Source organism: Longimicrobium sp., assembly GCF_035474595.1.
In the GTDB taxonomy this organism is placed as follows: domain Bacteria; phylum Gemmatimonadota; class Gemmatimonadetes; order Longimicrobiales; family Longimicrobiaceae; genus Longimicrobium.
On sequence record NZ_DATIND010000046.1, the window covers coordinates 215,282 to 237,359 of the forward strand.

Genomic DNA, 22,078 nt, shown 5'->3' on the forward strand with positions numbered 1-22,078 from the left:
TTCTCCCATCGCCGAGAGATGGTCGGACCGCTCCTGGTCGTTCTTCTCCTCCTTCTTTTCTCCGCGCTGTACGTGGCCGCCGAGTTCTCGGCGGTCAGCGTGCGCCGCGCCCGCATCCGGCAGAAGGCCGAGCAGGGAAGCGCGGTGGCCGCGCGGCTGCTGCCCGTGCTCGAGGACCCGCGCCGGCTGGACCGCTACATCTCGGGCAGCCAGATGGGGATCACCGTCACCTCGCTGGTGGTCGGTGCCTTCGCGCAGGGGACCCTGGCCGTGCAGCTGGTTCCCCTCTTCGCCCGCTGGTTCCGGCTGCGCCCCGCGGCCGCCGTGTCGGTGACCACGGTGGCCGTGCTGCTGGTGCTGACCATGCTGCAGATGGTGCTGTCGGAGCTGGTGCCCAAGTACCTGGCGCTGGCGCGGCCCACGCAGGTGGCGCTGTTCACGGTGCTGCCCATGAAGTGGTCGCTCACCGTGTTCGGGCCCTTCATCTCCTTCCTGAACGGGAGCGCCGCGGCGGTGCTGCGCCTGTTCGGCATCCCCGAGGTGGGGCACCGGCACATCCACTCGCCCGAGGAGATCGACCTCCTGATCGCCGAGAGCCGCGACGGGGGGATGCTGGAGCCCGACGAGCACCGGCGCCTGCGCCGCGCGCTGCAGCTGGGGATCCGCCCGGCGCGCCATCTGATGGTTCCGCGCAACCAGATCTCGGCCATCGAGATCTCCACCCCGCCCGACGAAGTGATGCGGATCGTGGCCGAGAGCCCGTACACCCGCCTCCCCGTCTACCGGCAGGACATCGACGACATCGTGGGGGTGCTGCACACCCGCGACCTGTTCGTGCGCGAGCTATCGGGCGGCGGGGTGGCCGGCACGGGCATCGACGCGCTGCTGCGCCCGGTGCTGCAGGTGCCCGAGACGGTGACCGCCGAGCAGCTGCTGGCACGGATGCGCGAGAGCCGCACCCACCAGGCGGTGCTGCTCGACGAGTTCGGCGGGGTGAGCGGGCTGGTGACGCTGGACGACGTGCTGACCGAGGTGATGGGCGACGTGGGCGACGAGCTGAAGGGCGACGAGCCCGGCCCCGAGCGCCTGCCCGACGGCCGCGTACGCCTTCCCGGGTGGCTGCGCGTGGACGAGGCCGAGCCCTGGATCGGCGCCTACCTCGAGGGCGAGAGCGACACCCTGGGCGGCCGCATCACCGAGGAGCTGGGGCACGTGCCGGCGGTGGGTGAGCAGGTGCGCATCCACGGGGTGGAGATGGAGGTGGAGAGCGTGCTCCACCACGCCGTGGCCTGGATCGTGGCCCGGCCGCGGCGCGGCGTGGGCGGCCGCGACGAGGCGGAGGAGGAGCACGGTGGATAAGCTCCTCACCGTCCTCATTGTCTTCGTGCTGGTGATGCTGAACGCGGTGTTCGTGGCCGCCGAGTTCGCCATCGTCAGCGTGCCGCACACCACCATGGAGCGCCGCGCCGCCCAGGGCGACCGGCTGGCGCGGATGGTGGTGCGGGTGCTGAAGGACGCCGCTCGCCGCGACCGCTACATCGCCACGGCGCAGCTGGGGATCAGCGTGGCCAGCCTGCTGCTGGGGATGTACGGCGAGCACGCGCTGGCCGAGTGGCTGGCCGCCGGGCTGCACGCGCTGGGGATGGGCGAGTGGCGGTACGTGACGGCGCACGGGCTGGCCAGCTTCCTGGCGCTGGTGATCCTCACCTACTTCCACATCGTCCTCGGCGAGATGATCCCCAAGTCCATCTCGCTGCAGGCGCCCGACCGCACCTCGCGCCTGGTCACGCCGGTGCTGCTGGGGGTGCAGACGGTCGCGCTCCCGCTCATCCGCTTCCTCAGCTTCGCGGGGAACGGGCTGCTCAGGGTGTTCGGCATCGACCGCACCGAGCTCAGCAACGAGAACGTGCGCACCCCCGAGGAGCTGCGCTACATCGTCCGCGAGAGCCAGGCGGGGGGAATGCTGCGCCGCGAGAGCGCCGCCGTGGTCCAGGAGCTCCTGGACTTCGGCGACCTGACGGCGGGCGAGGTGATGGTGCCGCGCGTCCGCGTGACCGGGCTGAAGGTGGGCACCCCGTTCGACGAGGTGGTGCGCATCGTCCGCCGCCACCCGCACACCCGCTACCCCGTCTATCGCGACGACCTGGACCACATCGTGGGAATGGTCCACATCAAGGACCTCTTCCGCCGCCTGCGCGCCCGGCGCGCGGTGCACGAGCACGATGCCCGCGAGGTCCCGTTCGTTCCCGAGACCGCCGACATCGACGACGTGATGAAGGCGCTGCGGGCCGCCCGCACGCAGATGGCCGTGGTGATGGACGAGCACGGCGGCACGGCGGGGATCGTGACCATCGAGGACCTGTTCGAGGAGGTGGTGGGCGACATCGAGGAGAGCGCCACCCGCCGCCCCGAGATGTACCGCGACGACCGCGGCCGCGCGATCGTCGCCGGCACGGTGCGGGTGGAGGAGGTGGGCGAGTTCCTGGGCGTGGTGCTGGAGCACGAGGAGGTGGACAGCGTCAGCGGCCTGGTGCTCGACCTCCTCGGCCGCCCCCCCGCCGTGGGCGACGTGGTGGAGTACGACGACGTCCGCTTCGAGGTCACCGCCGTCGAGGGCCACGGCGTGCGCGAGGCCGCCGCCACCCTCCTGAAGCCGCCCAAGGGCCCGCCCATGCCTGCAGGCGAGGAGCCGTAGTCCTCCACCGATCTGCCGGACTGTGCAATCAGGCAAGTGACACTTGACTGATTCCGCAGATCGGACACTTGGCTGTCCTTTCTGTCAATAGTGCAGACGGTGTCTGCAACATTTACATACCTGACGAATTCTGCGCTACTCGCTGTCCGCTTCGTCAATGTTGCAGCCGCCGTCTGCAACATTGACACTCCACATGCTCTGCCTCATTCCTGCTTTGTGCCCGGCCCCTGGACGACGGCCTCGATCTGCGCCATCAGCGCGTCGGCGCTGGGAAGGACGCTGCGGAACGATTTCGGAAGCGGTTCGCGGAGAGAATACGTGGCCACGCCGATCGGGCGATTCATATCGCGCAGGGTGTACTCCACCACGACGTCGTTGCGGTTCGTGCAGAGGATGAGGCCGATGGTGGGCTGGTCGCCGGGAGCCCGCATCCGGTCGTCCACCGCCGCCAGGTAGAAGCTCATCTTTCCGGCGCTCTCCGGGATGAACGGGCCGACCTTCAGCTCGATCACCACGTAGCAGCGCAGCCGGACGTGGTAGAAGAGGAGATCGAGGAAGAACTCCTGCCCGCCCACCTCGATCCGGTGCTGGCGCCCCATGAAGGCGAAGCCGACGCCCAGCTCGAGCAGGAAGTCGCGGATGTGCTCGACAAGCGCACCTTCGAGCTCCTTCTCCCGCACCTCACCCTCGAGCGTCAGGAACTCGAACGAGTAGGGGCTCTTCAGCAGCGCGGCGGCGAGATCGGAATGCGCGGGCGGCAGCGTGCGGCCGAAGTTGTGGAGCGCGCGGCCCTGCCGGTGCGCCAGGCCGCTGGCGATCTGGTGGAGCAGCACGTTCCGCGACCAGCCGTTCTCGGCACACCGGCCCGCGTACCATGCCCGCTCGGCCGGATCGATCACCTTCTCCAGCAGCGCGATGTGGTGCGACCAGGACAATTGTGCCAGCAGCCCCTGCACCATCGCACGATCGGGCCACTCCTCCGCGAAGAGCTTCATGTACCGCAGGTTCCGCGGCGAGAACCCCTGCTGGCCGGGAAACGCGGTGCGCAGGTCGGCCGCGAGCCGGTCGATCACCCGCGTGCCCCATCCCTCCCGCTCCTGCCGCTCGGTGAGGTCGCGCCCGATCTCCCAGTAGAGCAGCACCAGCTCGCGGTTCACCGAGACGGCGGCGCGCAGCTGGGCGGAGCGGATCCGCTCCTTCAGCGCATGCAGGAACTCGCCGTAGACGTCCGCGGCGGGAAGCACCGGATCCATGGGACGTTCGGGACAGAGTGAACGGGAGATTCGGGAGCGCGGATGCTAATCTCCCCCGTTTACTTCGTCAACCGTTTCGTTGGAAGCCGAGGAGGCCGCACGGTCGTCATGAAACAGGAAAGCCCCGCCTGACGACGGGGCCTCTGCTGTCATGCATGGAGAGCGGTGCTCAGTTCGCCTGCTGCCCGGGGATCAGCGGCGGGGGCGGCGGGAGCATGGAAATCCGCGCCAGGAACAGCGGGTACGAGGCGTTGTTCCGCGCCAGCCGCGGGCTGGGCCTGGGCATCAGCCGGTTGATGGTCTGCTCGGTGGAGGTGATGCGGCGCGCCGTGTTGGGGTGCGTGCTGAACCACGCCACGTTCTCGGCGTGCGGCTCCTGCCGCTCCTCCACCATCAGCTCGCGGAACAGCGCCAGCATCCCGTGCGGATCCACCCCCGAGGCGATCAGGTACTTCACCGCCTCGCTGTCGGCCGCCGTCTCGTCGGCGCGCGAGTGGCCGGCGGACCACAGCTGGTTGCCCAGCTGCAGCGCCTGCTGGTCCAGCAGCGGGTCGCGCCCCAGGATCGTGCGGTACAGCACGGTCGACATGGAGCTGGTGCGCATCTGCCGCTGCAGGTTCTTGGCGCCGTGCCGCAGCGCAACGTGCGCGATCTCGTGCGCCAGCACCCCCGACAGCTCGCTCACGCTGCGCGTGCGCTCGATCAGCCCGCGGTCCACGTAGATGTAGCCGCCGGGGAGCGCGAACGCGTTCACCGCGTCGGTGTCGACGATGTAGAAGTGGTACTGCAGGTCGGGGCGCTCGCTGTGCCGGGCGATGAGCTGCCCCAGGTCGTTCACGTACAGGTTCAGCGGCACGTCCTGCACCAGCGGCACGCGGGCGTTCAGGTTGGCCGCGATCTGCGCGCCCAGCTGCTTCTCGCGCGCCTCGTTCACGCACCCGGCCAGCGCCGGGGCCACCACGAGGGCGAGGGCCGCCAGGCGGACCCGCGCGCGGGCGCGGGTCCGCTGGGTGCCGCCGGCGGCCGGGCTCACCGACGGTCCTGCGGGGCCGGCGTCAGCGAGCGCACGCGGGCGCGGAAGTTCTGGAACTCGCGCGTGTCGGTCACCAGCCGCGCGTTGTTGGCGCCCGGCGTCTGGGCGATCTCGGCACGCGTGGCGGTCACGCGCTCCTGGCTTCCCGGGTGCGTGGCGAACCAGCTCTCGATCTTGCTGGGCTGGCTCTTCTCCAGCGACATCAGCTTCTCGAAGAACACCGGGAGCTGGTTGGGGTTGTAGCCCGTGCGCGTCATGAAGATCACCGCGTCGTGGTCGGCCTGGCGCTCGGCGTCGCGGCTGTAGCCGGCGAACACCGCGCCGCCGCCCACCTGGATCCCCGCCTGCTCCACGCCGCTGGGGTTGCGCCGCAGCAGCACGCCGTACAGCACCGAGAGCACCGTGTTGGCGTTCTGCGCGCGCTGCATCTGGGTGATCGAGTGGCGCTCCACCACGTGGGCGATCTCGTGGCTCAGCACGCCGGCCAGCTGCGCCACGTTGTCGGCGCGCTCGATGAGCCCGCGGTTCACGTACACGTAGCCGCCGGGAATGGAGAAGGCGTTGACAACGTCGGAGTTCACCACGTAAAACGTGTACGGGATCCCGCGCGGGTCCGCCTGCGCGGCGATCTGGCGGCCCAGCTGGTTGATGTACTGGTTGGTGTACGAGTCGCGCAGCAGGGGCAGCTGCTGGTTGATCTGCTGCGAGTACTGCTGCCCGATCTGCGTCTCCTGCTGCGTGGTCACCGCCGGGGCGCATCCGCCGGCCGCGGCAGCACCGCCCAGCGCGAGCGCCAGCGCGCCCGCCCGGAAGGACGTAAGTCGAAGACTCATAACGCTCTCCATCGGCTTGGGGTTGGACCGTTCAACGAGGGCTGAAAGGCAAGTTGCGGACCAGATGCCGGACACGCTGAGCCGCCGCGAGGAGCGCCTGCTGCGGTCGCTCGCGCAGCGCAAGCATCGCGAGGCGGAAGGCCTGTTCGTGGCCGAAGGCGTGCGCGCGGTGGAGGACCTGTCCGCATCGGCGCTCGCGGTGCGCTTCGCCGCTGCCTCGTCCTCGCTGGAGGACAGCCCGCGCGGGGCGGCGCTGCGGCGCGCGCTGGAGGCGCGGGGGGTTCCCGTCCGCGAGGCCGGCGACCGCGAGCTGCGCGATCTCGCGGATACCGAGCATCCGCAGGGGATCGTGGCGGTGGCCGAGATCCCGCGCGGCGGGCTCGGCGCGCTGCGGGTGGATGCCGAGCCCGCGGTGGTGCTGGTGCTGGACGCGGTGCAGGACCCCGGCAACTTCGGCACGCTGGTGCGCACCGCCGAGGCGCTGGGCGCGGCGGGAGTGATCTCGCTCCCCGGCACGGTGGACGCGTGGAACCCCAAGTCGGTCCGCGCGGCGATGGGCTCGTCGTTCCGCCTGCCGATCGTGGAGGCGGGGTGGGACGACGCGGCGCCGTGGCTCGCGGAACATCGGTTGACGGTGATCGCCTCCGTGGTCGGCGCCGATCCGCTGCCGTCGCCGCGGCCGGCGCGGGGGGCGCTGGTGCTGGGGAACGAGGGCGCCGGCGTGGGCGAGGCCACGCTCGCGCGGGCCGCTCTCCACGCGGGGATTCCGCTCCGCGGGCGCGCCGAGTCGCTGAACGTGGCCGCGGCCGGGGCCATCCTTCTTTACGAGCTTCTCAGGACCTGACGGATAGATGCCGGATTTTCTGCTGTGGGCCTACGCGGCCTTGATCGGGGCCTGCGTGGGCTCGTTCCTGAACGTGTGCATCTACCGCTGGCCCGCGGGCGAGTCGGTCGTCCACCCCGGCTCGCGCTGCCCCAGCTGCGGGACGGCGATCCGCTGGTACGACAACCTTCCCATCATCGGGTGGCTGCTGCTGCGCGGGAAGTGCCGGACGTGCGGCGAGCGCATCTCCATCCAGTACCCGCTGATCGAGCTGACCACGGCGTCGCTCTGGGTGGCGGCGGTGCTGCGGCACGGCTTCACCTGGCAGGCGCTGTCGTCGGCCGTCTTCTTCACGCTGCTGCTGGGGATCGCGCTGACCGACGCGCGCACCTACATCATCCCCGACCAGTTCACCTGGGGCGGGCTGGTGATGGGGCTGTTCCTTTCGCTCGCCCCCGGGGGGATCGACCCGCTGCAGTCGTTCCTGGGCGCGCTGCTCGGCTTCGCGCTGCTCTGGGTGATCGCGGTGCTGGGCGAGGTCGTCTTCCGCAAGCCCGCGATGGGTGGGGGCGACATCAAGATGATGGCGATGGTGGGCGCCTTCCTGGGCCCGCCGGGGGTGCTGCTCACCATCTTCCTGGGCGCGCTGTTCGGGAGCCTGATCTTCGGGCCCATCAGCCTGAAGACGGGGAAGCTGGTGCCGTTCGGGATCTTTCTCGCGCTCGGAGCGGGGATCACGGAGCCGTGGGGGCACGCGATCATCGCGTGGTACGTTACGAACTTTCTGAATCCCGCGTAGTCGAGGGGACAGGGAACAGGGAAAAGATGAAGCGCCCGCCGGATTTGGTTCCGGCGGGCGCTTCGTCTTCCGTGATTCCGAGCTCGATCAGCCCAGCGCGGGCGTCATTCCCGCGGGCGCGGCGGCGGAGACGGCGGCGGCGGGGCTGGGGACACCCGGCGTGACCAGCTCGCCCAGGGCCTCGCGGCGCAGCGTCTCGACCTCGTCCGGGTCCCACGCCTTGAGGCGCGCGATCTCGGAGCGGATCTCGGGGAAGGGCGAGTGCTCCACCTCCCAGCGCCGCTCGCGCGCGGCGAAGGCCACGCCGCGGGCCTCGTCCCACCGCTTCTGCTCCACGTAGGCCAGGATCAGCGCCTCGTAGGCCAGCGGATGCGGATACGTGCGCAGCAGCTCCTGCAGCCGCGGGATCGACTCGCGGCGCCGGTCGGGGCTGCCGATGCCCATGCGCATCAGCTCGGCGGCCACGTCCTGGCGCCGGCGCAGCACGTTCACCAGCTGGCCGGGATACGTGTCGGCGGTGAACTCGCCGAGCGCGTGCGGCGCTTCCTCGTCCCTGCCCAGCACCGAATAGACGAGCGAGGCCACCGGCGGCGAGCTGCCGTCGTCGTCCACCGTCTCGGCCATCCGCTTCCGGATCCAGTCCCGCAGTCCCATGTCGCCCTCGTGGATCAGGCGTTTGTGGCAGATGCACTCCGAACGGGAGAGCAAGCAAGGAGCGGGCCGGAGAAAAGCAGTGCGGGAGTGCGGGAGTGCGGGGCGGCATTCGCGCTGATGATCCATGCGTGCCCGCGCGCAGAAGCCCTCTCCGCCCGCGGCTGGGGCCGCGTACCCTCTTCCCGATAACGGGCCCCGATAACGGGATGGGGGTCACTTCACGTGCGGCGCTCCAGCGTCTGCGCACTCGCCGCGAGGTGGTGCGATGCGAGGCCCAGTCCAGCATCGTGCCGCGATCCGGAGGCTTTCTCGCGGTTAGTTTTTCTCCTTCCCGCAGAGGGGAGCCAAGGCCGGGCGGGCAGGGCGCCTCCGCAGCCGCGCCGATCTTATCCAGCTACCTCTCCCGGCACGGGAGAGGTGGACTGAGCTGGCCGGAGAGGGCGCGATGCCGGACCCGCGCGCAACTCCTGCCCATCTGCCAGAAACTTCCCCTGATCGATTCACGTAAAATGATGTGGGAGAGTGGTTTGGAACACTTGTAGCACGGTTGGCCAAGGCACGGAATCTGCATCAATGACAGCGGATTCCAAAACGGGTAAGTCTATGTCGCTGAGAAATTTCAAGGACGCGGGCGGGAACGAGTGGCGGGTGTGGGACGTGGTCCCGTACGGGACGCGTTCCGGCGAGCGCCGGGCGAACGACCGGCGGGTGGCGCAGTCGGGCGCGTACACCGGCCCGGAGCGGCGCACCGGCCGCGACCGCCGCATCCGCACCGCCACGCTGATGACGCCGGGGCTGGAGGGGGGCTGGCTGTGCTTCGAGGCGCAGGTCGACAAGCGCCGCCTGACGCCGATCCCCGCCGGCTGGGACGAGGCCGGGGAGACGGAGCTGGAGGGCCTCCTGGAGCGCGCCCGCTCCGTCCGCCGCAACTGACCTCACCAGAATTGACGCCGGCCGCTCCAGCGAGCGGCCGGCGTTTTGGGCTTCAACCCAGTAGCACGAAGGTCGACTGGAAGATGGCGCGCGGCAGCGGCATCAGGCCAATGTCGACGATCGCACTCCCGCACTCCCGCACTTCTTCGGTCAGCGCTCGGCCAGATACTCGTGGATGGACGTCACCGCGACCGAGCCGTCGCCGACGGCGGAGCCCACGCGCTTGACGGCGCCCGCGCGCACGTCGCCGGCGGCGAAGACGCCGGGGCAGCTGGTTTCGCGCGGGAGCGGGGCGCGCTCCAGCGGCCAGCGCGGGCGCACGGCGTCGCCCGTCAGCAGGTAGCCGGCGTCGTCGCGCATCACGCCGTCGCCCAGCCAGTCCGTCTCCGGCGCGGCGCCGATGAACACGAACAGCGCCTCGCACGCCACCTGCTCGGTATCCCCCGTCTCCACCCGCTGCATGGTGATGCGGCGCAGGCGCCCGTCTCCCTCGGCCGCGGCGATGGTGCAGCAGGGGCGCAGGGCGATGTTGGGCGCCGCGCGGATGCGGTCCAGCAGGTACTGCGACATGCGCTCGCCGAAGTCCTCCTCCAGCGCCAGCATGGTCACCGAGCGCGCGTATCGCGCCAGCAGCAGCGCGGCTTGGCCGGCGGAGTTCCCCGCGCCCAGCATGTACACGTCGCGCCCGCGCACCGCCGCCGCCTCGGCCGCGGCGGCGCCGTAGTACACGCCGCGGCCGATGAACTCGCCGCACCCCGGCGCGTCGATGGTGCGCCAGGCCACGCCGGTGGCCACGAGCACGGCATGCGCGCCCAGCTCCGCGCCGTCGTCCAGCCGGACCGTGCGGTAGTCGCCGTCCACGTGCAGCCCCGCCGCCGCGCGGGTGACCACGATCTCCACCCCGAACTTGCGCGCCTGCCGCATGGCCCGCTCGGTGAGCTCGGCGCCGGTCAGGCCGTCGGGAAAGCCCAGGTAGTTCTCGATGCGCGCGCTCTGCGCCGCCTGCCCACCCGGCGCCTCGCGCTCCACGATCACCGTGCGCAGCCCCTCGGAGGCGCCGTAGACCGCGGCGGCCAGCCCCGCCGGTCCGGAGCCGGCGATCACCAGGTCGTAGAAGGGCGCCGCGGGCTCGGTGCGCAGCCCCACCTTCTCCGCCAGCGCCTCGGGCGAAGGGTCCGCCAGCCGCGAGCCGTCGGGAAAGACGAGGAGCGGAAGGCGCGCGCGCTCCTCCTCCGGCACCTGGGCCAGGATGGCGCGCGCGTCGGCGGAGACGGCGGGGTCGGACCACTGGTACGGCACGCGGCTGCGCGCCAGGAAGTCCTTCACCTCGTGCGTGCGCGCGCTCCAGCGGTCGCCCACCACGCGCACCGGCATTGGGTGCGGGGCGTGGGCGCGCGCGAGCTCGGGCGGGTGGGCGTCCATCGGGCCGGGGCGAGCGGTCAGGTGGTCTGCCGCTCGCGCGCGCGGCGGCTGGGCTGCGGCCGCACGTGCAGCAGCTCCTCGATCACCGTGCCGCCGGGGAGAAGGGGCCGGCCGCGCTTCACGTCGAAGCCGTAGCCGTCGGCCAGGATGTGCACCAGCGAGTCGGTCACGGCGATGATGTCGTCATCCCCCGCGGTGGGGGCGTTGGTGTGCGTCACGCGGCCGCCCAGCACCATCACCGCCCCCTCGCCGATCACGGTGAAGCGCTCGCCGGGCTCCACCTCGAGCGCGGTGTTCTCGTCGATCCCCACCCCCAGTACCTGCGGGTTGTGGGCGAAGACGGTGAACAGGCGGCTGGGCCGGCCGCGCTGGTTGAAGTGCGTGTCGACCACGGTGTCGCGCCAGTAGCCCAGCCCCGGCGCCAGCGAGACGTCGGCGCGGCGCACGGTGCCGTCGCTGCGCCCGCCGATGAACATCACGCTGCTCATGGCCGCCGCGCCCGCGCTGGTCCCGGCTACCACCATTCCCTCGCCGAACAGGCGCTCGCGGATCCCCTCGCAGAACTCCGTCCCCGCCATCAGCGCGGTCAGCCGCAGCTGGTCGCCGCCGGTGAAGAACACCGCGGTGGCGCGCCCCAGCGCGTCCAGGATCTCCTTCGACGACGCCTGGTTGCGCTCGGTGATGGGCGCGGGAAAGGCCTCGGCCACGCCGAGCTTCTCGAACAGCGGGCCGTAAGTGCGCACCTTTCCGAGCGGATCCTCGGAGGGCGACGAGCAGATGACGATGCGCGCCTGCCTGCCCCCGGCCATCTTCACCAGGTGCGGGAGGATGGTCATGTTCTCCTCGTCGGGGTCTTCCGCCCCGCCGATCACCAGCAGCCGTCCCATCCGGCGCCTGCCGTTCCCATTCTGGCTGGACATGTCGCTCCCTCGTGTGCGTCCCGGCTACCTTCGTCGCGCGCAGAAGTGTCAAGGATCACGCCAGCCACGGCGCAGGCCCTCACCCGAAAAATCGAGGAGGAGAAGACGTAACCGCCGTGTTCTCCTCCCCGATTTTTCGACCTCTCCCAAACTGCTGGGAGAGGTAACCGCAACAACGGCCTTCGGGAGATGATTCGCTAGGTGTAGATCACCGTCCACCGTACCGTGAAGTCGTGCTCCGCTACCACGCGGGCGATGGCGCGGGCGATCTTCTCGCCGCCGATGGACGAGGGCTCGATGGGATTCGCGTAGTCTTCCGGGCGGTTGCACACGGCGCGCAGCTCGATGACGGGAAGGCCGTGCTCCAGCGCCACGCGCAGGATGCGGTCGTCGAACACGGCCATCGCCGTGGCCGCGAGCCGCGCCATCCGCGCGTCCGGGAAACCGCCGTTGTAGACCGTGCAGAGCACCAGCGGCAGCCCCGCCGCCATGACGTGGCGGAGCATGGCGCGGTAGTCCACCTCGAAGCCGTCGGCCAGCTCGGCGAGCCGCGCCAGCACCTGCGCGGAGCCGGTGGCCGGCTCGTCGAGCACGTTCACGTGCATCAGCAGGTCGTTGCCGCCCGCGCTCAGCACCAACACCGCCGCATCGTCCGGCACGTCGCCCATCTGCCGCGGCACGTCGCCGGTGGTGGCGCCGTCGACCGCCGCCAGCACGCATCGCCAGCCGTCCGGCAGCACCGCCTGCACCTGTGCGGCCACCTGCGGCCCGCCGCTGGTGTACGCCCCGTTGTCCAGGATCGAATCGCCCCAGCAGCACCACGCTCCGCCCTCCCCCCGCCATCCGCTCGACTCCAGGATCCGGGTCCGCACGCCGCACTCGCGCCCGCCCCTCGAGGCGGGCGCGGGTCGAATCATCCCTTCACCCTGTTGACGATCTCCGACGCCTTGCGTCCCACACCCTCCATCGCGGCCGCGGTGGCGCCGTGGATCGCCTCGCCGACCGCCTCGGCCTTGCCCAGCAGCGTGCCGGGGCCGGCGTCCAGGCGCTTCAGGCGGCTCTCGGCCCACTCGTAGTGCTTTTCCTCGTCGCGGGCGGCGCGGCGCAGCACCTCGGCGATGGCGTCGGGATGCGGGCGCTCGGCGGCGGCCGCGTACTTCGCCACGCTCTCGCCCTCGTTGGCCTTGAAGGCCAGGATCAGCGCGCGGTCGCTCCCCGCCAGCTTGCCCAGCGACTGCACGGCCAGCTTGAACGGGCTGCTGGACGCGTGCGGCCCCTCCGCCGGGGTGCCGCCGGCGGCACGGACGAGCTCGGTCAGCTCCCGCACGTGGCGCTCGTGGTCGCGCCGGAAGCCTTCCAGCGTTTCGCGGTAGGTGACGCTCTCCACGCTCTCGATGGCGATGGTGTAGGCGCCGATGGCGTCGTGGTCCAGCCGCAGCAGGTCGTTCAGCTCGGCGATCAGCTTCGCGCCGCTCACGGGTTCATCGGCCATGTCACTCTCTCCACGTTCGGGTTCACAGGGAGAGCGGCGGGAAGGCGAAACCCGTGCCGAACCGGAAGCAGCGTCCGGATTGATATGGTGGGGGAGGATTGGTGTTATGGCCTTTGTTTTCGTCTGCGAGCCAGCTGTTCGCGCACTCCTTTCAGCCCGAAGCTCCGGTATGCCGCAAATTCCTCGTGGTCCGCAGGCGGAGTGCGGTGTGGCTCCTCGTCCAGCCCATCGAGCAGCGTGCAGTCGAATGCCCGGTCGATCTCCGCCATTTCCGCTTGATACTCAGGATCCGACGCAGCTTCGCGATATGCATCGCGGAGTTGCTCGTTGCGTGAGGGGTCCATTCGACCTCGGTGGGACGCGGGTGCTGGCTAGGAGCGAAGCCACAACGCCGCGCGAAGGGCGGCTTGAGGCTCCGCTTCGGGATTATAGGTGGCCACCCCCTCGGCTTGGGCAACCTCTAGCAGAGGGCGGTCGCAGGAGATGAGCACCAACGGCAGCGGTTTACAGAGCAGCGCCGCCTTCCGGGCACTGGCGAGATGGAGAATATCCATCGCCCCGGTGGCGCGATCATGGTGCTTCTCCACGAGCGCGAGCGAATCCGCCACTACTGGAGCGTCCACGCGAAAGAAGTCGAACGCGCGCGGGAAATCCTTGTGGAACTCAGGCACAGCCGTTCGGTATCGCGAGGCGGTGATCAGGCCCGAGCGACGCTTCTTCCCGAGAGCCGACAGCAGTTCCAGCGCTACGAACTCGGATACGAAACCCCGGACGTTCCGGAGAGCCATCGCACTCTTCACGTTCGGGTTCCGTCTTCATTCACGTAGGCCTTCACCAGCGCGCTTGCGTCCCAGAAGAGGCTGCTCACGTGAGCCGCAGCGTCCGGAGGATGAACGCCCACCACCGTGGGCGCTGCCTGACGGTGATTCTCGGCCGGGAGAGCGGCTCCGTGGCGAGCTGGACGCCGGCGGCGCGCATCCTTGCGAGGACGATCCGTTCCACCTCGTCCTCGTCCTGAGGCCAGAGGTCGAGGGTGTCGAGGTCGTTCAGCTGCGTTTCCATGTCTCTGCTCACATGAGGGTCGAGTCGCGGAAATCGCCTTAACTCTCATCCCGAACGGCGCCGCTGTCAAGAGTGCAAGAAGGTGGGCTAACCCGCGCTTTTACCACTACTTACCGGCCTCCGGCAGCACATCGATCGACAAGCTGGACGGCACTTTTCTCTTCATCTCCAAGCTATGTCGTGAGATGCGGCCGCTCCGTCTGCGCCAGCTCGGGCTAGGAGTAGCCAAAATCTTCGTCCGTGCCGGGAAGTCGTGTCGTTTCGCATGCGGTTGGGGGGCGGGTGGCGGAAGCCCGTTTCCGGCACTGTGTTTGTCCCCTTTGTCCTTGTAAGATGTAAGGCATCTATCGGGCGCGCCGGGACGTTGCGGCGCGCGGCCCCGCGACAATGAGGAGGCAGAATGGGCGCTCGCCGTCGCAGCGTCTCCGAACTTCCGCGCGCCCCCCTCCAGATGGTGCATCCCGCCGCCATTCCGGGCGCGGCCGTTCCCGGCGCGGAAATCATGGCGGATCTCGAATCCGGTATGGGCGTCGTGCTCTGCTCCCTGTTCCGGACGGCGCTGGCGTGGAGCAACGATCCCGGGCCGCCCATGGCCGAGCTGGCGGCCCTCGAGGAGCACGCCCTGGCGCGGCTGGACGAGGACGAGTGCTGGCCCGCCGCGGCGGTGATCGCGGCGCAGCTCGCGGCGGAGCGTGCGGACCGCGCCCAGGTCGCGCAGGCGTGCTTCTGCATCGCGGACTGGGCGCTCGCGCGGAACGCCGGCGCGACCGCACAGGCGTTCATGCTCTTGGCAGCGCTTGTCTGTCCGCGCCACCCGCGCTACGCGTGGGCCGCGGGCCGCATGCTGAGGGGCAACGGCCGCATGCGCGAGGCGGAGTTCTGGCTGGAGCGGAGCCACCGCGTGGCGGTGTGGACGGGCGACGCATACGCGCAGAGCATCGCGCTGAGCAGCCTCGGGATGCTGGCGTACACGGGCGGAAATTTCGGGATGGCCGAGCGGCGGCTGAAAGAAGCGCTGTTCGTCGCGACGCGTCAGGGATCGCGGGTACTCGAAGGGGAGGTCCTGCACAACCTGATGGTGATCGAGACGGAACGGCACGAGCTGGCCCGGGCCGAAGAGTACGGCGTACGAGCCATGGAGATCTATCTCTCCGACCATGAACGCTTACCGGCTCTCGCGCACGATATCGCGAACCTGTGGATAGCCCAGGGCCACTTTGGCCGTGCGCTGCCGGTGCTTCTTTGCGTAGCCGGCCATCTTCCGGATCCGGCGGAGAGATTCCAGACCTATTCGGCCGCGGCGCGTGCGGCGGGTGGGGCGTGTGATGAGGATGCGTTTGACGCGGTCTGGACAGGAGCTTGGGAATGCGAGGCGACGGTCGGCATCGACCGCCTCAGTGCCGCGGCGTTCCTGGAAATGGGAAGGGGAGCGTCGACCCTGCGTCGCTGGGACCAGGCGATCGACGCGTTTGAAGCCGCGCTCGCGGTCGCATCCCGGCGCGGTGAGGCGGATGTGCGGTTCAAGGCCGAAGCCGCGCTGGAGCTGGCAAGAAAGCGGGAGGGCGCGGCCGAACGTGTGCCGGTGGTGTCACGGCGCACGGCAGCGGCAGACCAAGTCGCATCCGACGTGATTCGCGCGCTGGTGCCGGCCCTCCCGGATTGATCAGTGGCCCGAACCCAGGCCGTTCCCCCCGGGCGTCGTGGAAGTGGTCTCCGTGGCGGCGGAAGTGTCCGGCGGAGTGGTGACGTGCCCGCTACCCAACGTACTCCCGCCGTCATAGCGCGGCGCCGAGGGACGGTTCGACGCGGTGGGCGACTGCCCGCAGGCGGCAAGCAGGGCGGCGGTGGCAAGGGCGAGCGCGAGCTTGCTTCTCATCGGAGCTGACCTCTCTGTGTGAGAACGGGTGAGACGCGAACACCGAAACATAGGGGTCAACGTGGACGCAGCCACACACCGACTGCATGAAATGAGTGTGTCACGCGCCGAATGGGCGGTGCCGTGACGCGCGCGGACGAGCGCACGGTGCTCATCACCGCCACGCCGGCGCTGCGGCGGCTGGCCGGGCGCACCGGCATCTACCAGCCGCGCTGGTTCAACGGGTGGGACGACCTGGCCGAGGCGATGGCGACCGCGCCGCCCGCCACGACCGTGCTGGCCGACGCCTATCTCGGCTCTGCGCCCGGCGAGGGCCCGTCGCCGCGGATCCGGGAGCTGCTGGAGTGGCGGCCCAGCATCCCGCTCGTGGCCGCGCTGCCGCTGAAGCCCGAGCGCGCGGCCGACCTGCGCGCGCTGTTCGGCTGGGGCGTGAGCCAGGTGCTGGACCTGGTGCTGGAGACGCGTCCCGCCGCGGTGCAGGCGCGGCTGCGCGACGCCCGCGCCCGCCCGCTGAAGCGCCGCGTGGAGGCCATCCTCTCGGCGTACGCGTCCGAGAACGCGCGCAACCTGCTGCGCGCGGCGTGCGAGGCGGCGGTGGAAGGCGGTGGTGCGCCGGAGATGGCCGCGCTCTTCGGCGCGGACCCGCGCACGGTGGCGGGGTGGTGCCGCCGCGAGGGCCTTCCCGCGCCGCGCCGGCTGCTGGCGTGGATGCGCGTGCTGCTGGCGGCGTCGCTGCTGGAGGAGCGTGGGCGCAGCATCGTGAACTCCGCGCGGGGGGCGGGATACGCGACCGACCACGCGCTGCGCCGGGCCATGCGCGAGCTGGTGGACGGCGACCCGTCCACCATCGCGCGAAAGGAGCTGTTCGGGCGCGCCGCGGACCGCTTCAACGCCGAGCTTCGCGATCTGCGCGAGGAGGCGCGCGAGCGGCGGCGCCCGCTCCCGGGAAGCCGGGCCGGCGCGCTGTACGGCTGAGTCGGCGCATGGTCAGCCGGTCATCCATGCGCCTATCTCCATCTCCCGTTTTCATCCCCCGGTTTTCCTGAAATCTCACGCGGAGACGCGGAGACGCAGAGAACTCATCGCCCAACGGAGTTCCTCTGCGTCTCCGTGTCTCCGCGTCTCCGCGTGAGATTTTTGGGAGATTCCGGTCCGCGATGTGACCGGGTCCATGCTACAGATTCGGTATGTTTCGTGCCTTCAAGCGCAAACACCCGGTTCCCGCTCTGGTCTGGTAAATCGCCCGTAAGTCTTGGCGAACGCAGAGCTTGTGCGCGGTGGGAAACGGGAATGCGGCGTATACGGCTAAATCGAAGATTGGCCGCTTTGCGCATAAAGCGAACGAAGACGTACCGACCCACGTGACGCGCGTTTAGTTTCGTTCGTCAGCATCTCCGCAGACGATCTCCCCCATACCGACCTGCCGCCAGGCTTCCACACAAAGCACGGCGCAAGCAGCATCCGCGTCTTCGTGATAACGGAGACATGATTCCTGTTCCCGCCGCAGGGAAGCGAATGCCCGCTTCGACCCTGGAAGCCCTGGCGCTGCGCCTCAGCGCGCCGCCCGCTCCCGACGCGCTGGCCCGCCTCGCCGGCTTTGCCGAGCGACTGCTGGACGTCCCCGTCTCCCTCATCACCCTGGCCGAAGGCCGCGCCTGGTGCGGCCCCGCCGCCGGCGCGCGGTGGCAGCCCCGCCGCGAAACCCCGCTCCACCGCTCGCTGTGCGGCGTTCCCGCGCGCACCGGGCGCACGCTCCTGGTCGAGGACGCGCGCGCCCACCCGCTGGTGCGCGAGAACCCGGCGCTGTGGATGGGCGAGGTGGCCTACGCCGGCGCCCCCATCCGCACCGCCGACGGCACGGTGGCGGGCTCCATCTGCGCCATCGACACGCGGCCGCGCACCTGGACCGGCGAGGACGCCGAGGCGCTGGAGCACCTGGCCGCGCTGGCCGGCGTGCTCCTGGACCGGCGCCAGAGCCACGCCGGCGAGGCGGGGTTCGTGGGGGCCATCGCCGGCTCGCGCGGCCGGCTGTCCCTGCGGATGCTGGAGAAGGCGATCGAGACCATGCAGATCGGCGTCACCATCACCGACGCCGACGGCCGCATCCTCTACTCCAATCCGGCCGAGGCGCGCATGCACGGGTACGCGGCCGACGAGCTGCGGGGGATGCACGCCCGCGTGTTCGCGCCGCCCGAGCACGCGCAGCCCATCACCCGCCAGGAGATGGAGGGGGTGACCAGCTGGATGCGCGAGACGGTGAACGTGCGCAAGGACGGCACCCTCTTCCCCGTGCTGCTGCGCTCCGACGTGGTGAAGGACTCGCGCGGGAACGTGGTGGGGATCGTCACCTGCTGCGAGGACATCACCCAGCGCAAGGAGATGGAGCGGCAGCTCCTGCGCAACGCCTTCTTCGACCCCGTCACCGGCCTTCCCAACCGCGGCCTCTTCTCCCATCGCCTGGAGCTGGCCGTCGACCGTGAGCGCCGCGGCGAGGGCGACTTCGCGGTGCTGGCGGTGGGGATCGACCGCTTCGCGCTGATCGGCGAGTCGCTGGGGCGCGAGGCCGCCGACGAGCTGCTGGCCGGCGTGGCCGCGCGGGTGCGCGAGTGCGTGAAGACGGAGACGCTGGTGGCGCACGTGGCCCGCGACGAGTTCGCGGTGCTGCTGGACGACGTGGAGGGGATCGCCGAAACCAGCCGCGTGGCCGCCTGCATCCAGGACTCGCTCGCCCGCCCCTTCCCCGTTGCCGGGACGGAGGTGGCCACCGGGGCCAGCGTGGGGATCGCGCTCAGCTACACCGGCTACGAGCGCGCCGAGGACGTGCTGCGCGACGCGGCCATCGCGCTGGGGCGCAGCCGCGACGCCCGGCAGGGGCAGTACGAGGTGTTCGACCGCGAGATGCACGCGCGGGCCATGGCGCGGCTCAGGATGGAGACGGAGCTGCGGCGCGCGCTGGACCGCGGCGAGCTGCGCGTGCACTACCAGCCCATCATCTCGCTGGATTCGGGGCGGATCGCGGGGTTCGAGGCGCTGGTGCGGTGGCAGCACCCCGAGCGCGGCCTTCTGGCGCCGGACGCATTCATCCCGCTGGCCGAGGAGACGGGGCTCATCCTGCCGCTGGGAACGTGGGTGCTGGAGGAGGCGTGCCGCGAGCTGCGCCGCTGGCAGGACAGGCAGGGGGACGATGCGCCGCTGACCATGGCCGTGAACCTGTGCGCGCGGCAGTTCCTGCAGGCAGACCTGGCCGAGCGCGTGGCCCGCGTGCTGACGGAGACGGCGATCGCGCCGGGAACGCTGAAGCTGGAGATCACCGAGAGCGTGCTGATGCAGCACACCGACGCGGTGACGGCCACGCTGCACCGGCTGAAGGCGCTGGGCGTGCAGCTGCACATCGACGACTTCGGCACCGGCTATTCGTCGCTGGGCTACCTGCACCGCCTGCCGCTGGACGCGCTGAAGATCGACCGCTCGTTCGTGATGGGCGGCCAGGGCGCCAACCTGCCGCTGGTCCGCACCATCGTGGCCCTCGCCCACGCGCTCGGCGTCGCGGTGGTGACGGAGGGGATCGAGAGCGCCGAGGTACTCAGCGAGCTCCGATCGCTGAATTGCGAGTTCGGCCAGGGCTACCTCTTCTCGCACCCGCTCCCCGGCCCGGAGATCGACAAGCTGGTCGCCACCCAGCCGCGGTGGTGAGGGTCGGCATCCGCGGCTCTCGACGAAGAGCGTAACAATCGAACGGCAACAGCCTCTGCGCTGTTGCCGTTCGGTTTTACGTGCGCGTCCGCTGGCATCGCGCCCTCACCGGCCGGCCGAGGCCGTCCACCTCTCCCGTACCGGGAGAGGTAGCCATCCCGCATCACCGACCCCCTGAACCATCATCGCTACCAGAGGCTGCAGGCCCCCCCGATTCCGGATAGCCCCCCTCGCCCGGAACGGGAGAGGGCGAGCGCTCTAAGGCGCGGGGAGAGGGCGCGAGGCCTCGGGCACGCACCGCCGCCTCGCCTCTCACCATCCCCACGCACTTCCGCACTTCCGCACTCCCGCACTTCCGTCTCGTACTTCCGTACTCCCCGTACTTTCGTACTTCCCTACACCAGCGTCGGCTCCATGAAGTAGTCGAACCCCGTCTCCGAGCTCCGCCAGGCGCGCACCCGGTAGATCCGGCCGGGGGCGTCGGGCTCCAGGCGCACGTACTGGTCGGCGCCGTGCCAGAAGTGGCGCTCGCCGGTGAGCAATTCCTCCACCTCCCACGGGTCTCCCCAGCCGATCCCCATCTCCCCCAGCGGGAAGTGGAGCACGGTTTCGTGCGCGCGGAACGGGTCCAGGTTCACCGCCACGAACACCATGCTGGTCCTGTCCTCCGTCATCTTCCCGTAGAACAGCACGTCCTCGCCGTCGGCCGGGTAGAAGCGCAGGTTGTCGTACTCGTGCAGCGCGGGGTTCTGGCGCCGCACCTGGTTCAGCCGCGTGATCAGCGGGCGGATGTTCCCCGGCCGGTCCCAGTCCCACGCCTTCACCTCGTACTTCTCGCTGTCCAGGTACTCCTCCTTCCCCGGCAGCGCGCGGTTCTCGCACAGCTCGAAGCCGCTGTAGATGCCGTAGACCGACGACAGCGTGGTGGCCAGGATCGCGCGGATCATGAACGCCGGGCGCCCGCCCCGCTGCAGGAACTCGGGAAGGATGTCGGGCGTGTTGGGGAACAGGTTGCCGCGGAAGTACTCCTTCATGGGCGTCTGCGTGAGCTCGGTGAAGTACTCCTCGAGCTCGCGCTTGAAGTTGCGCCAGGTGAAGTAGGTGTAGCTCTGCGTGAACCCCGCTTTGGCCAGCGCCTTCATCATCTTGGGCCGCGTGAACGCCTCGGAGAGGAAGATCACGTCCGGGTACTCGCGCTGCACCTCGCGGATCATCCACTCCCAGAACTGCACCGGCTTGGTGTGCGGGTTGTCCACGCGGAAGATGCGGACGCCCTGCGCCACCCAGTGCAGGATCACGTCGCGCCACTCGCGCCACTGCCCCTCCCAGTCGTCGCCGTAGAAGTTCAGGGGATAGATGTCCTGGTACTTCTTCGGCGGGTTCTCGGCGTACTTGATGGTGCCGTCGGGGCGGACGTAGAACCAGCCGGGATGATCTTCGACGTAGGGATGGTCGGGCGAGACCTGGATGGCGAAGTCGATGGCGATCTCCAGCCCGTGCTCCTGCGCGGCGTCCACCAGCGCGCGGAAGTCCTGCATCGTCCCCAGCTCCGGGTGCACGTCGCGGTGCCCGCCCGCCTCGCCGCCGATGGCGTAGGGCGATCCGGGGTCGTCGTCCCCCGGCGTGAGCGTGTTGTTCTTCCCCTTCCGGAACTGCTTGCCGATGGGGTGGATGGGGGGAAAGTACAGCACGTCGAACCCCATGTCGCGCACGTACGGCAGCCTGGCGATGACGTCGCGGAAGGTGCCGTGGCGCGCCGCGTCGTCCGACATCGAGCGCGGGAACAGCTCGTACCAGGCGGCGTAGCGCGCGGCCACGCGGTCCACCTGCACGGGGAGATGGCGGTCGTACCCGGTCAGGTCGGTGCGGATGGGGTTGGCCGCCATCAGCGCCAGCAGCTCGGCGTCCAGCGCGGCGGCCACGCGGTCGGCCAGGGTGCGGTCGCCCGCGCCGGATTCGAGGATGGTGGCGACCGTCTCGAACTCCGCCTCCTCGTGGAGATGGCGGACCTCGCCGCGCTCGTCGCCCAGGATCTCGGCGAGGTAGGCGTTCAGCCGCGCGGCGTCGCCGCCGCGCGCGTGCGCCGCCGCCACGGCGACGAGCTGGGCGCCCTCGTACAGCTCCAGGAAGACGTTCTGGCCGGCGTCGTACTTCTTGCGCAGTTCGCTCTGCCAGGTGCCGAACCAGTCCGTCCAGGCGATGACGGTGAAGTGCCAGCGGCAGTTGCGGTCCACGGTGAACGACCCCGTCCACCGGTCGTTGTCGAAGAAGCGCATGGGCGCCTCACGCCATTCCGCCTCGTCCTCGGCGCGGTAGCGGATGGCGGCGGCGATGGCGTCGTGCCCCTCCTTGAAGATGTCGGCGAACACCTCCACGGTGTCGCCGACTTCGCGTTTGACGGCGTAGCGGCCGCCGTCCAGCTCCGGCTCCACGCATTCGATCACGATCTTCCGGCTGGCGTCGATCGTCTCCGGCATCTGCAGATCCTGTGGGTGGTTCGAGGGTCGTTCTCCGGCCCGCGCGCCGCGCGCAAGCGCCGCGCCATGGGCGGGCGCATGAAGGTAAGGGGAACGGATGGAATGGCGAGGGG

General features: G+C 70.2%; 19 protein-coding genes. 8 read left to right on the forward strand and 11 right to left on the reverse strand.

Annotated elements, in window-relative coordinates:
• Positions 1-18: 18 nt before the first annotated feature.
• Positions 19-1,359 (forward strand): hemolysin family protein, encoded by a 1,341-nt coding sequence (locus VLK66_RS08795; RefSeq protein ID WP_325309022.1) that lies wholly within the window; start codon positions 19-21, stop codon positions 1,357-1,359.
• On the forward strand, positions 1,352-2,695 hold the full coding sequence (locus VLK66_RS08800) for a hemolysin family protein (RefSeq protein ID WP_325309023.1): 1,344 nt from the start codon (positions 1,352-1,354) through the stop codon (positions 2,693-2,695). The genes VLK66_RS08795 and VLK66_RS08800 overlap by 8 nt, the downstream gene beginning before the upstream one ends.
• Before the next feature lie 203 nt (positions 2,696-2,898).
• Here the strand turns inward: VLK66_RS08800 and VLK66_RS08805 are convergent, their stop codons facing one another.
• The 3 genes from VLK66_RS08805 to VLK66_RS08815 all read right to left on the reverse strand — a co-directional run bounded on the left by VLK66_RS08805 (position 2,899) and on the right by VLK66_RS08815 (position 5,814).
• Positions 2,899-3,948, reverse strand: a complete 1,050-nt coding sequence (locus tag VLK66_RS08805) for a PDDEXK nuclease domain-containing protein (protein ID WP_325309024.1) — start codon at positions 3,946-3,948, stop codon at positions 2,899-2,901.
• Between the two features lie 169 nt (positions 3,949-4,117).
• Positions 4,118-4,981, reverse strand: a complete 864-nt coding sequence (locus tag VLK66_RS08810) for a M48 family metallopeptidase (protein ID WP_325309025.1) — start codon at positions 4,979-4,981, stop codon at positions 4,118-4,120.
• Positions 4,978-5,814 carry a M48 family metallopeptidase gene (locus tag VLK66_RS08815; RefSeq protein ID WP_325309026.1) on the reverse strand — a complete coding sequence of 279 codons (837 nt, stop codon included), beginning with the start codon at positions 5,812-5,814 and terminating at the stop codon, positions 4,978-4,980. The genes VLK66_RS08810 and VLK66_RS08815 overlap by 4 nt, the downstream gene beginning before the upstream one ends.
• Before the next feature lie 64 nt (positions 5,815-5,878).
• On the opposite strand from VLK66_RS08815, the gene VLK66_RS08820 reads away from it, so the two are divergent.
• Positions 5,879-6,658, forward strand: coding sequence for an RNA methyltransferase (locus VLK66_RS08820; protein WP_325309027.1), 780 nt, complete (start codon positions 5,879-5,881; stop codon positions 6,656-6,658).
• Positions 6,659-6,665: 7 nt separating this feature from the next.
• Positions 6,666-7,436 (forward strand): prepilin peptidase, encoded by a 771-nt coding sequence (locus VLK66_RS08825; protein ID WP_325309028.1) that lies wholly within the window; start codon positions 6,666-6,668, stop codon positions 7,434-7,436.
• A gap of 87 nt (positions 7,437-7,523) precedes the next feature.
• On the opposite strand, the gene VLK66_RS08830 is transcribed toward VLK66_RS08825, so the two are convergent.
• Positions 7,524-8,090, reverse strand: coding sequence for a hypothetical protein (locus tag VLK66_RS08830; protein ID WP_325309029.1), 567 nt, complete (start codon positions 8,088-8,090; stop codon positions 7,524-7,526).
• 603 nt (positions 8,091-8,693) lie between these two features.
• Here VLK66_RS08830 and VLK66_RS08835 point away from each other — a divergent pair.
• On the forward strand, positions 8,694-9,023 hold the full coding sequence (locus VLK66_RS08835) for a hypothetical protein (RefSeq protein ID WP_325309030.1): 330 nt from the start codon (positions 8,694-8,696) through the stop codon (positions 9,021-9,023).
• 150 nt (positions 9,024-9,173) lie between these two features.
• Here the strand turns inward: VLK66_RS08835 and VLK66_RS08840 are convergent, their stop codons facing one another.
• From VLK66_RS08840 to VLK66_RS08865, 6 genes are all read right to left on the reverse strand, one after another.
• A complete protein-coding gene (locus tag VLK66_RS08840; RefSeq protein ID WP_325309031.1) occupies positions 9,174-10,445 on the reverse strand; it encodes an NAD(P)/FAD-dependent oxidoreductase in 1,272 nt (423 codons plus the stop codon).
• Positions 10,446-10,462: 17 nt separating this feature from the next.
• Complete coding sequence (locus VLK66_RS08845) at positions 10,463-11,365, reverse strand: cyanophycinase (RefSeq protein ID WP_325309032.1); 903 nt, start codon at positions 11,363-11,365, stop codon at positions 10,463-10,465.
• A gap of 197 nt (positions 11,366-11,562) precedes the next feature.
• Entirely contained in the window at positions 11,563-12,237 is a 675-nt protein-coding gene (locus VLK66_RS08850) for an SGNH/GDSL hydrolase family protein (protein ID WP_325309033.1), read from the reverse strand.
• A 41-nt stretch (positions 12,238-12,278) separates the two neighbouring features.
• Complete coding sequence (locus VLK66_RS08855) at positions 12,279-12,857, reverse strand: DUF2383 domain-containing protein (protein WP_325309034.1); 579 nt, start codon at positions 12,855-12,857, stop codon at positions 12,279-12,281.
• 371 nt (positions 12,858-13,228) lie between these two features.
• On the reverse strand, positions 13,229-13,657 hold the full coding sequence (locus tag VLK66_RS08860; RefSeq protein WP_325309035.1) for a type II toxin-antitoxin system VapC family toxin: 429 nt from the start codon (positions 13,655-13,657) through the stop codon (positions 13,229-13,231).
• A gap of 64 nt (positions 13,658-13,721) precedes the next feature.
• Entirely contained in the window at positions 13,722-13,919 is a 198-nt protein-coding gene (locus VLK66_RS08865) for a hypothetical protein (RefSeq protein WP_325309036.1), read from the reverse strand.
• A 400-nt stretch (positions 13,920-14,319) separates the two neighbouring features.
• On the opposite strand from VLK66_RS08865, the gene VLK66_RS08870 reads away from it, so the two are divergent.
• From VLK66_RS08870 to VLK66_RS08880, 3 genes are all read left to right on the forward strand, one after another.
• Entirely contained in the window at positions 14,320-15,582 is a 1,263-nt protein-coding gene (locus VLK66_RS08870) for a hypothetical protein (protein ID WP_325309037.1), read from the forward strand.
• A 336-nt stretch (positions 15,583-15,918) separates the two neighbouring features.
• Positions 15,919-16,770 carry a hypothetical protein gene (locus VLK66_RS08875; RefSeq protein WP_325309038.1) on the forward strand — a complete coding sequence of 284 codons (852 nt, stop codon included), beginning with the start codon at positions 15,919-15,921 and terminating at the stop codon, positions 16,768-16,770.
• 540 nt (positions 16,771-17,310) lie between these two features.
• Positions 17,311-19,488 carry a putative bifunctional diguanylate cyclase/phosphodiesterase gene (locus VLK66_RS08880; protein WP_325309039.1) on the forward strand — a complete coding sequence of 726 codons (2,178 nt, stop codon included), beginning with the start codon at positions 17,311-17,313 and terminating at the stop codon, positions 19,486-19,488.
• Between the two features lie 395 nt (positions 19,489-19,883).
• Here the strand turns inward: VLK66_RS08880 and VLK66_RS08885 are convergent, their stop codons facing one another.
• A complete protein-coding gene (locus VLK66_RS08885) occupies positions 19,884-21,965 on the reverse strand; it encodes an alpha-1,4-glucan--maltose-1-phosphate maltosyltransferase (RefSeq protein ID WP_325309040.1) in 2,082 nt (693 codons plus the stop codon).
• Positions 21,966-22,078: the final 113 nt, after the last annotated feature.

Coding starts and splice junctions, on each gene's coding strand:
- VLK66_RS08795 (WP_325309022.1), top strand. CDS start 19: ATGGTCGGACCGCTCCTGGTCGTTCTTCTCCTCCTTCTTTTCTCCGCG.
- VLK66_RS08805 (WP_325309024.1), bottom strand. CDS start 3,948: ATGGATCCGGTGCTTCCCGCCGCGGACGTCTACGGCGAGTTCCTGCAT.
- VLK66_RS08815 (WP_325309026.1), bottom strand. CDS start 5,814: ATGAGTCTTCGACTTACGTCCTTCCGGGCGGGCGCGCTGGCGCTCGCG.
- VLK66_RS08820 (WP_325309027.1), top strand. CDS start 5,879: ATGCCGGACACGCTGAGCCGCCGCGAGGAGCGCCTGCTGCGGTCGCTC.
- VLK66_RS08825 (WP_325309028.1), top strand. CDS start 6,666: ATGCCGGATTTTCTGCTGTGGGCCTACGCGGCCTTGATCGGGGCCTGC.
- VLK66_RS08830 (WP_325309029.1), bottom strand. CDS start 8,090: ATGGGACTGCGGGACTGGATCCGGAAGCGGATGGCCGAGACGGTGGAC.
- VLK66_RS08835 (WP_325309030.1), top strand. CDS start 8,694: ATGTCGCTGAGAAATTTCAAGGACGCGGGCGGGAACGAGTGGCGGGTG.
- VLK66_RS08840 (WP_325309031.1), bottom strand. CDS start 10,445: ATGGACGCCCACCCGCCCGAGCTCGCGCGCGCCCACGCCCCGCACCCA.
- VLK66_RS08845 (WP_325309032.1), bottom strand. CDS start 11,365: ATGTCCAGCCAGAATGGGAACGGCAGGCGCCGGATGGGACGGCTGCTG.
- VLK66_RS08855 (WP_325309034.1), bottom strand. CDS start 12,857: ATGGCCGATGAACCCGTGAGCGGCGCGAAGCTGATCGCCGAGCTGAAC.
- VLK66_RS08865 (WP_325309036.1), bottom strand. CDS start 13,919: ATGGAAACGCAGCTGAACGACCTCGACACCCTCGACCTCTGGCCTCAG.
- VLK66_RS08870 (WP_325309037.1), top strand. CDS start 14,320: ATGGGCGCTCGCCGTCGCAGCGTCTCCGAACTTCCGCGCGCCCCCCTC.
- VLK66_RS08880 (WP_325309039.1), top strand. CDS start 17,311: ATGCCCGCTTCGACCCTGGAAGCCCTGGCGCTGCGCCTCAGCGCGCCG.
- VLK66_RS08885 (WP_325309040.1), bottom strand. CDS start 21,965: ATGCCGGAGACGATCGACGCCAGCCGGAAGATCGTGATCGAATGCGTG.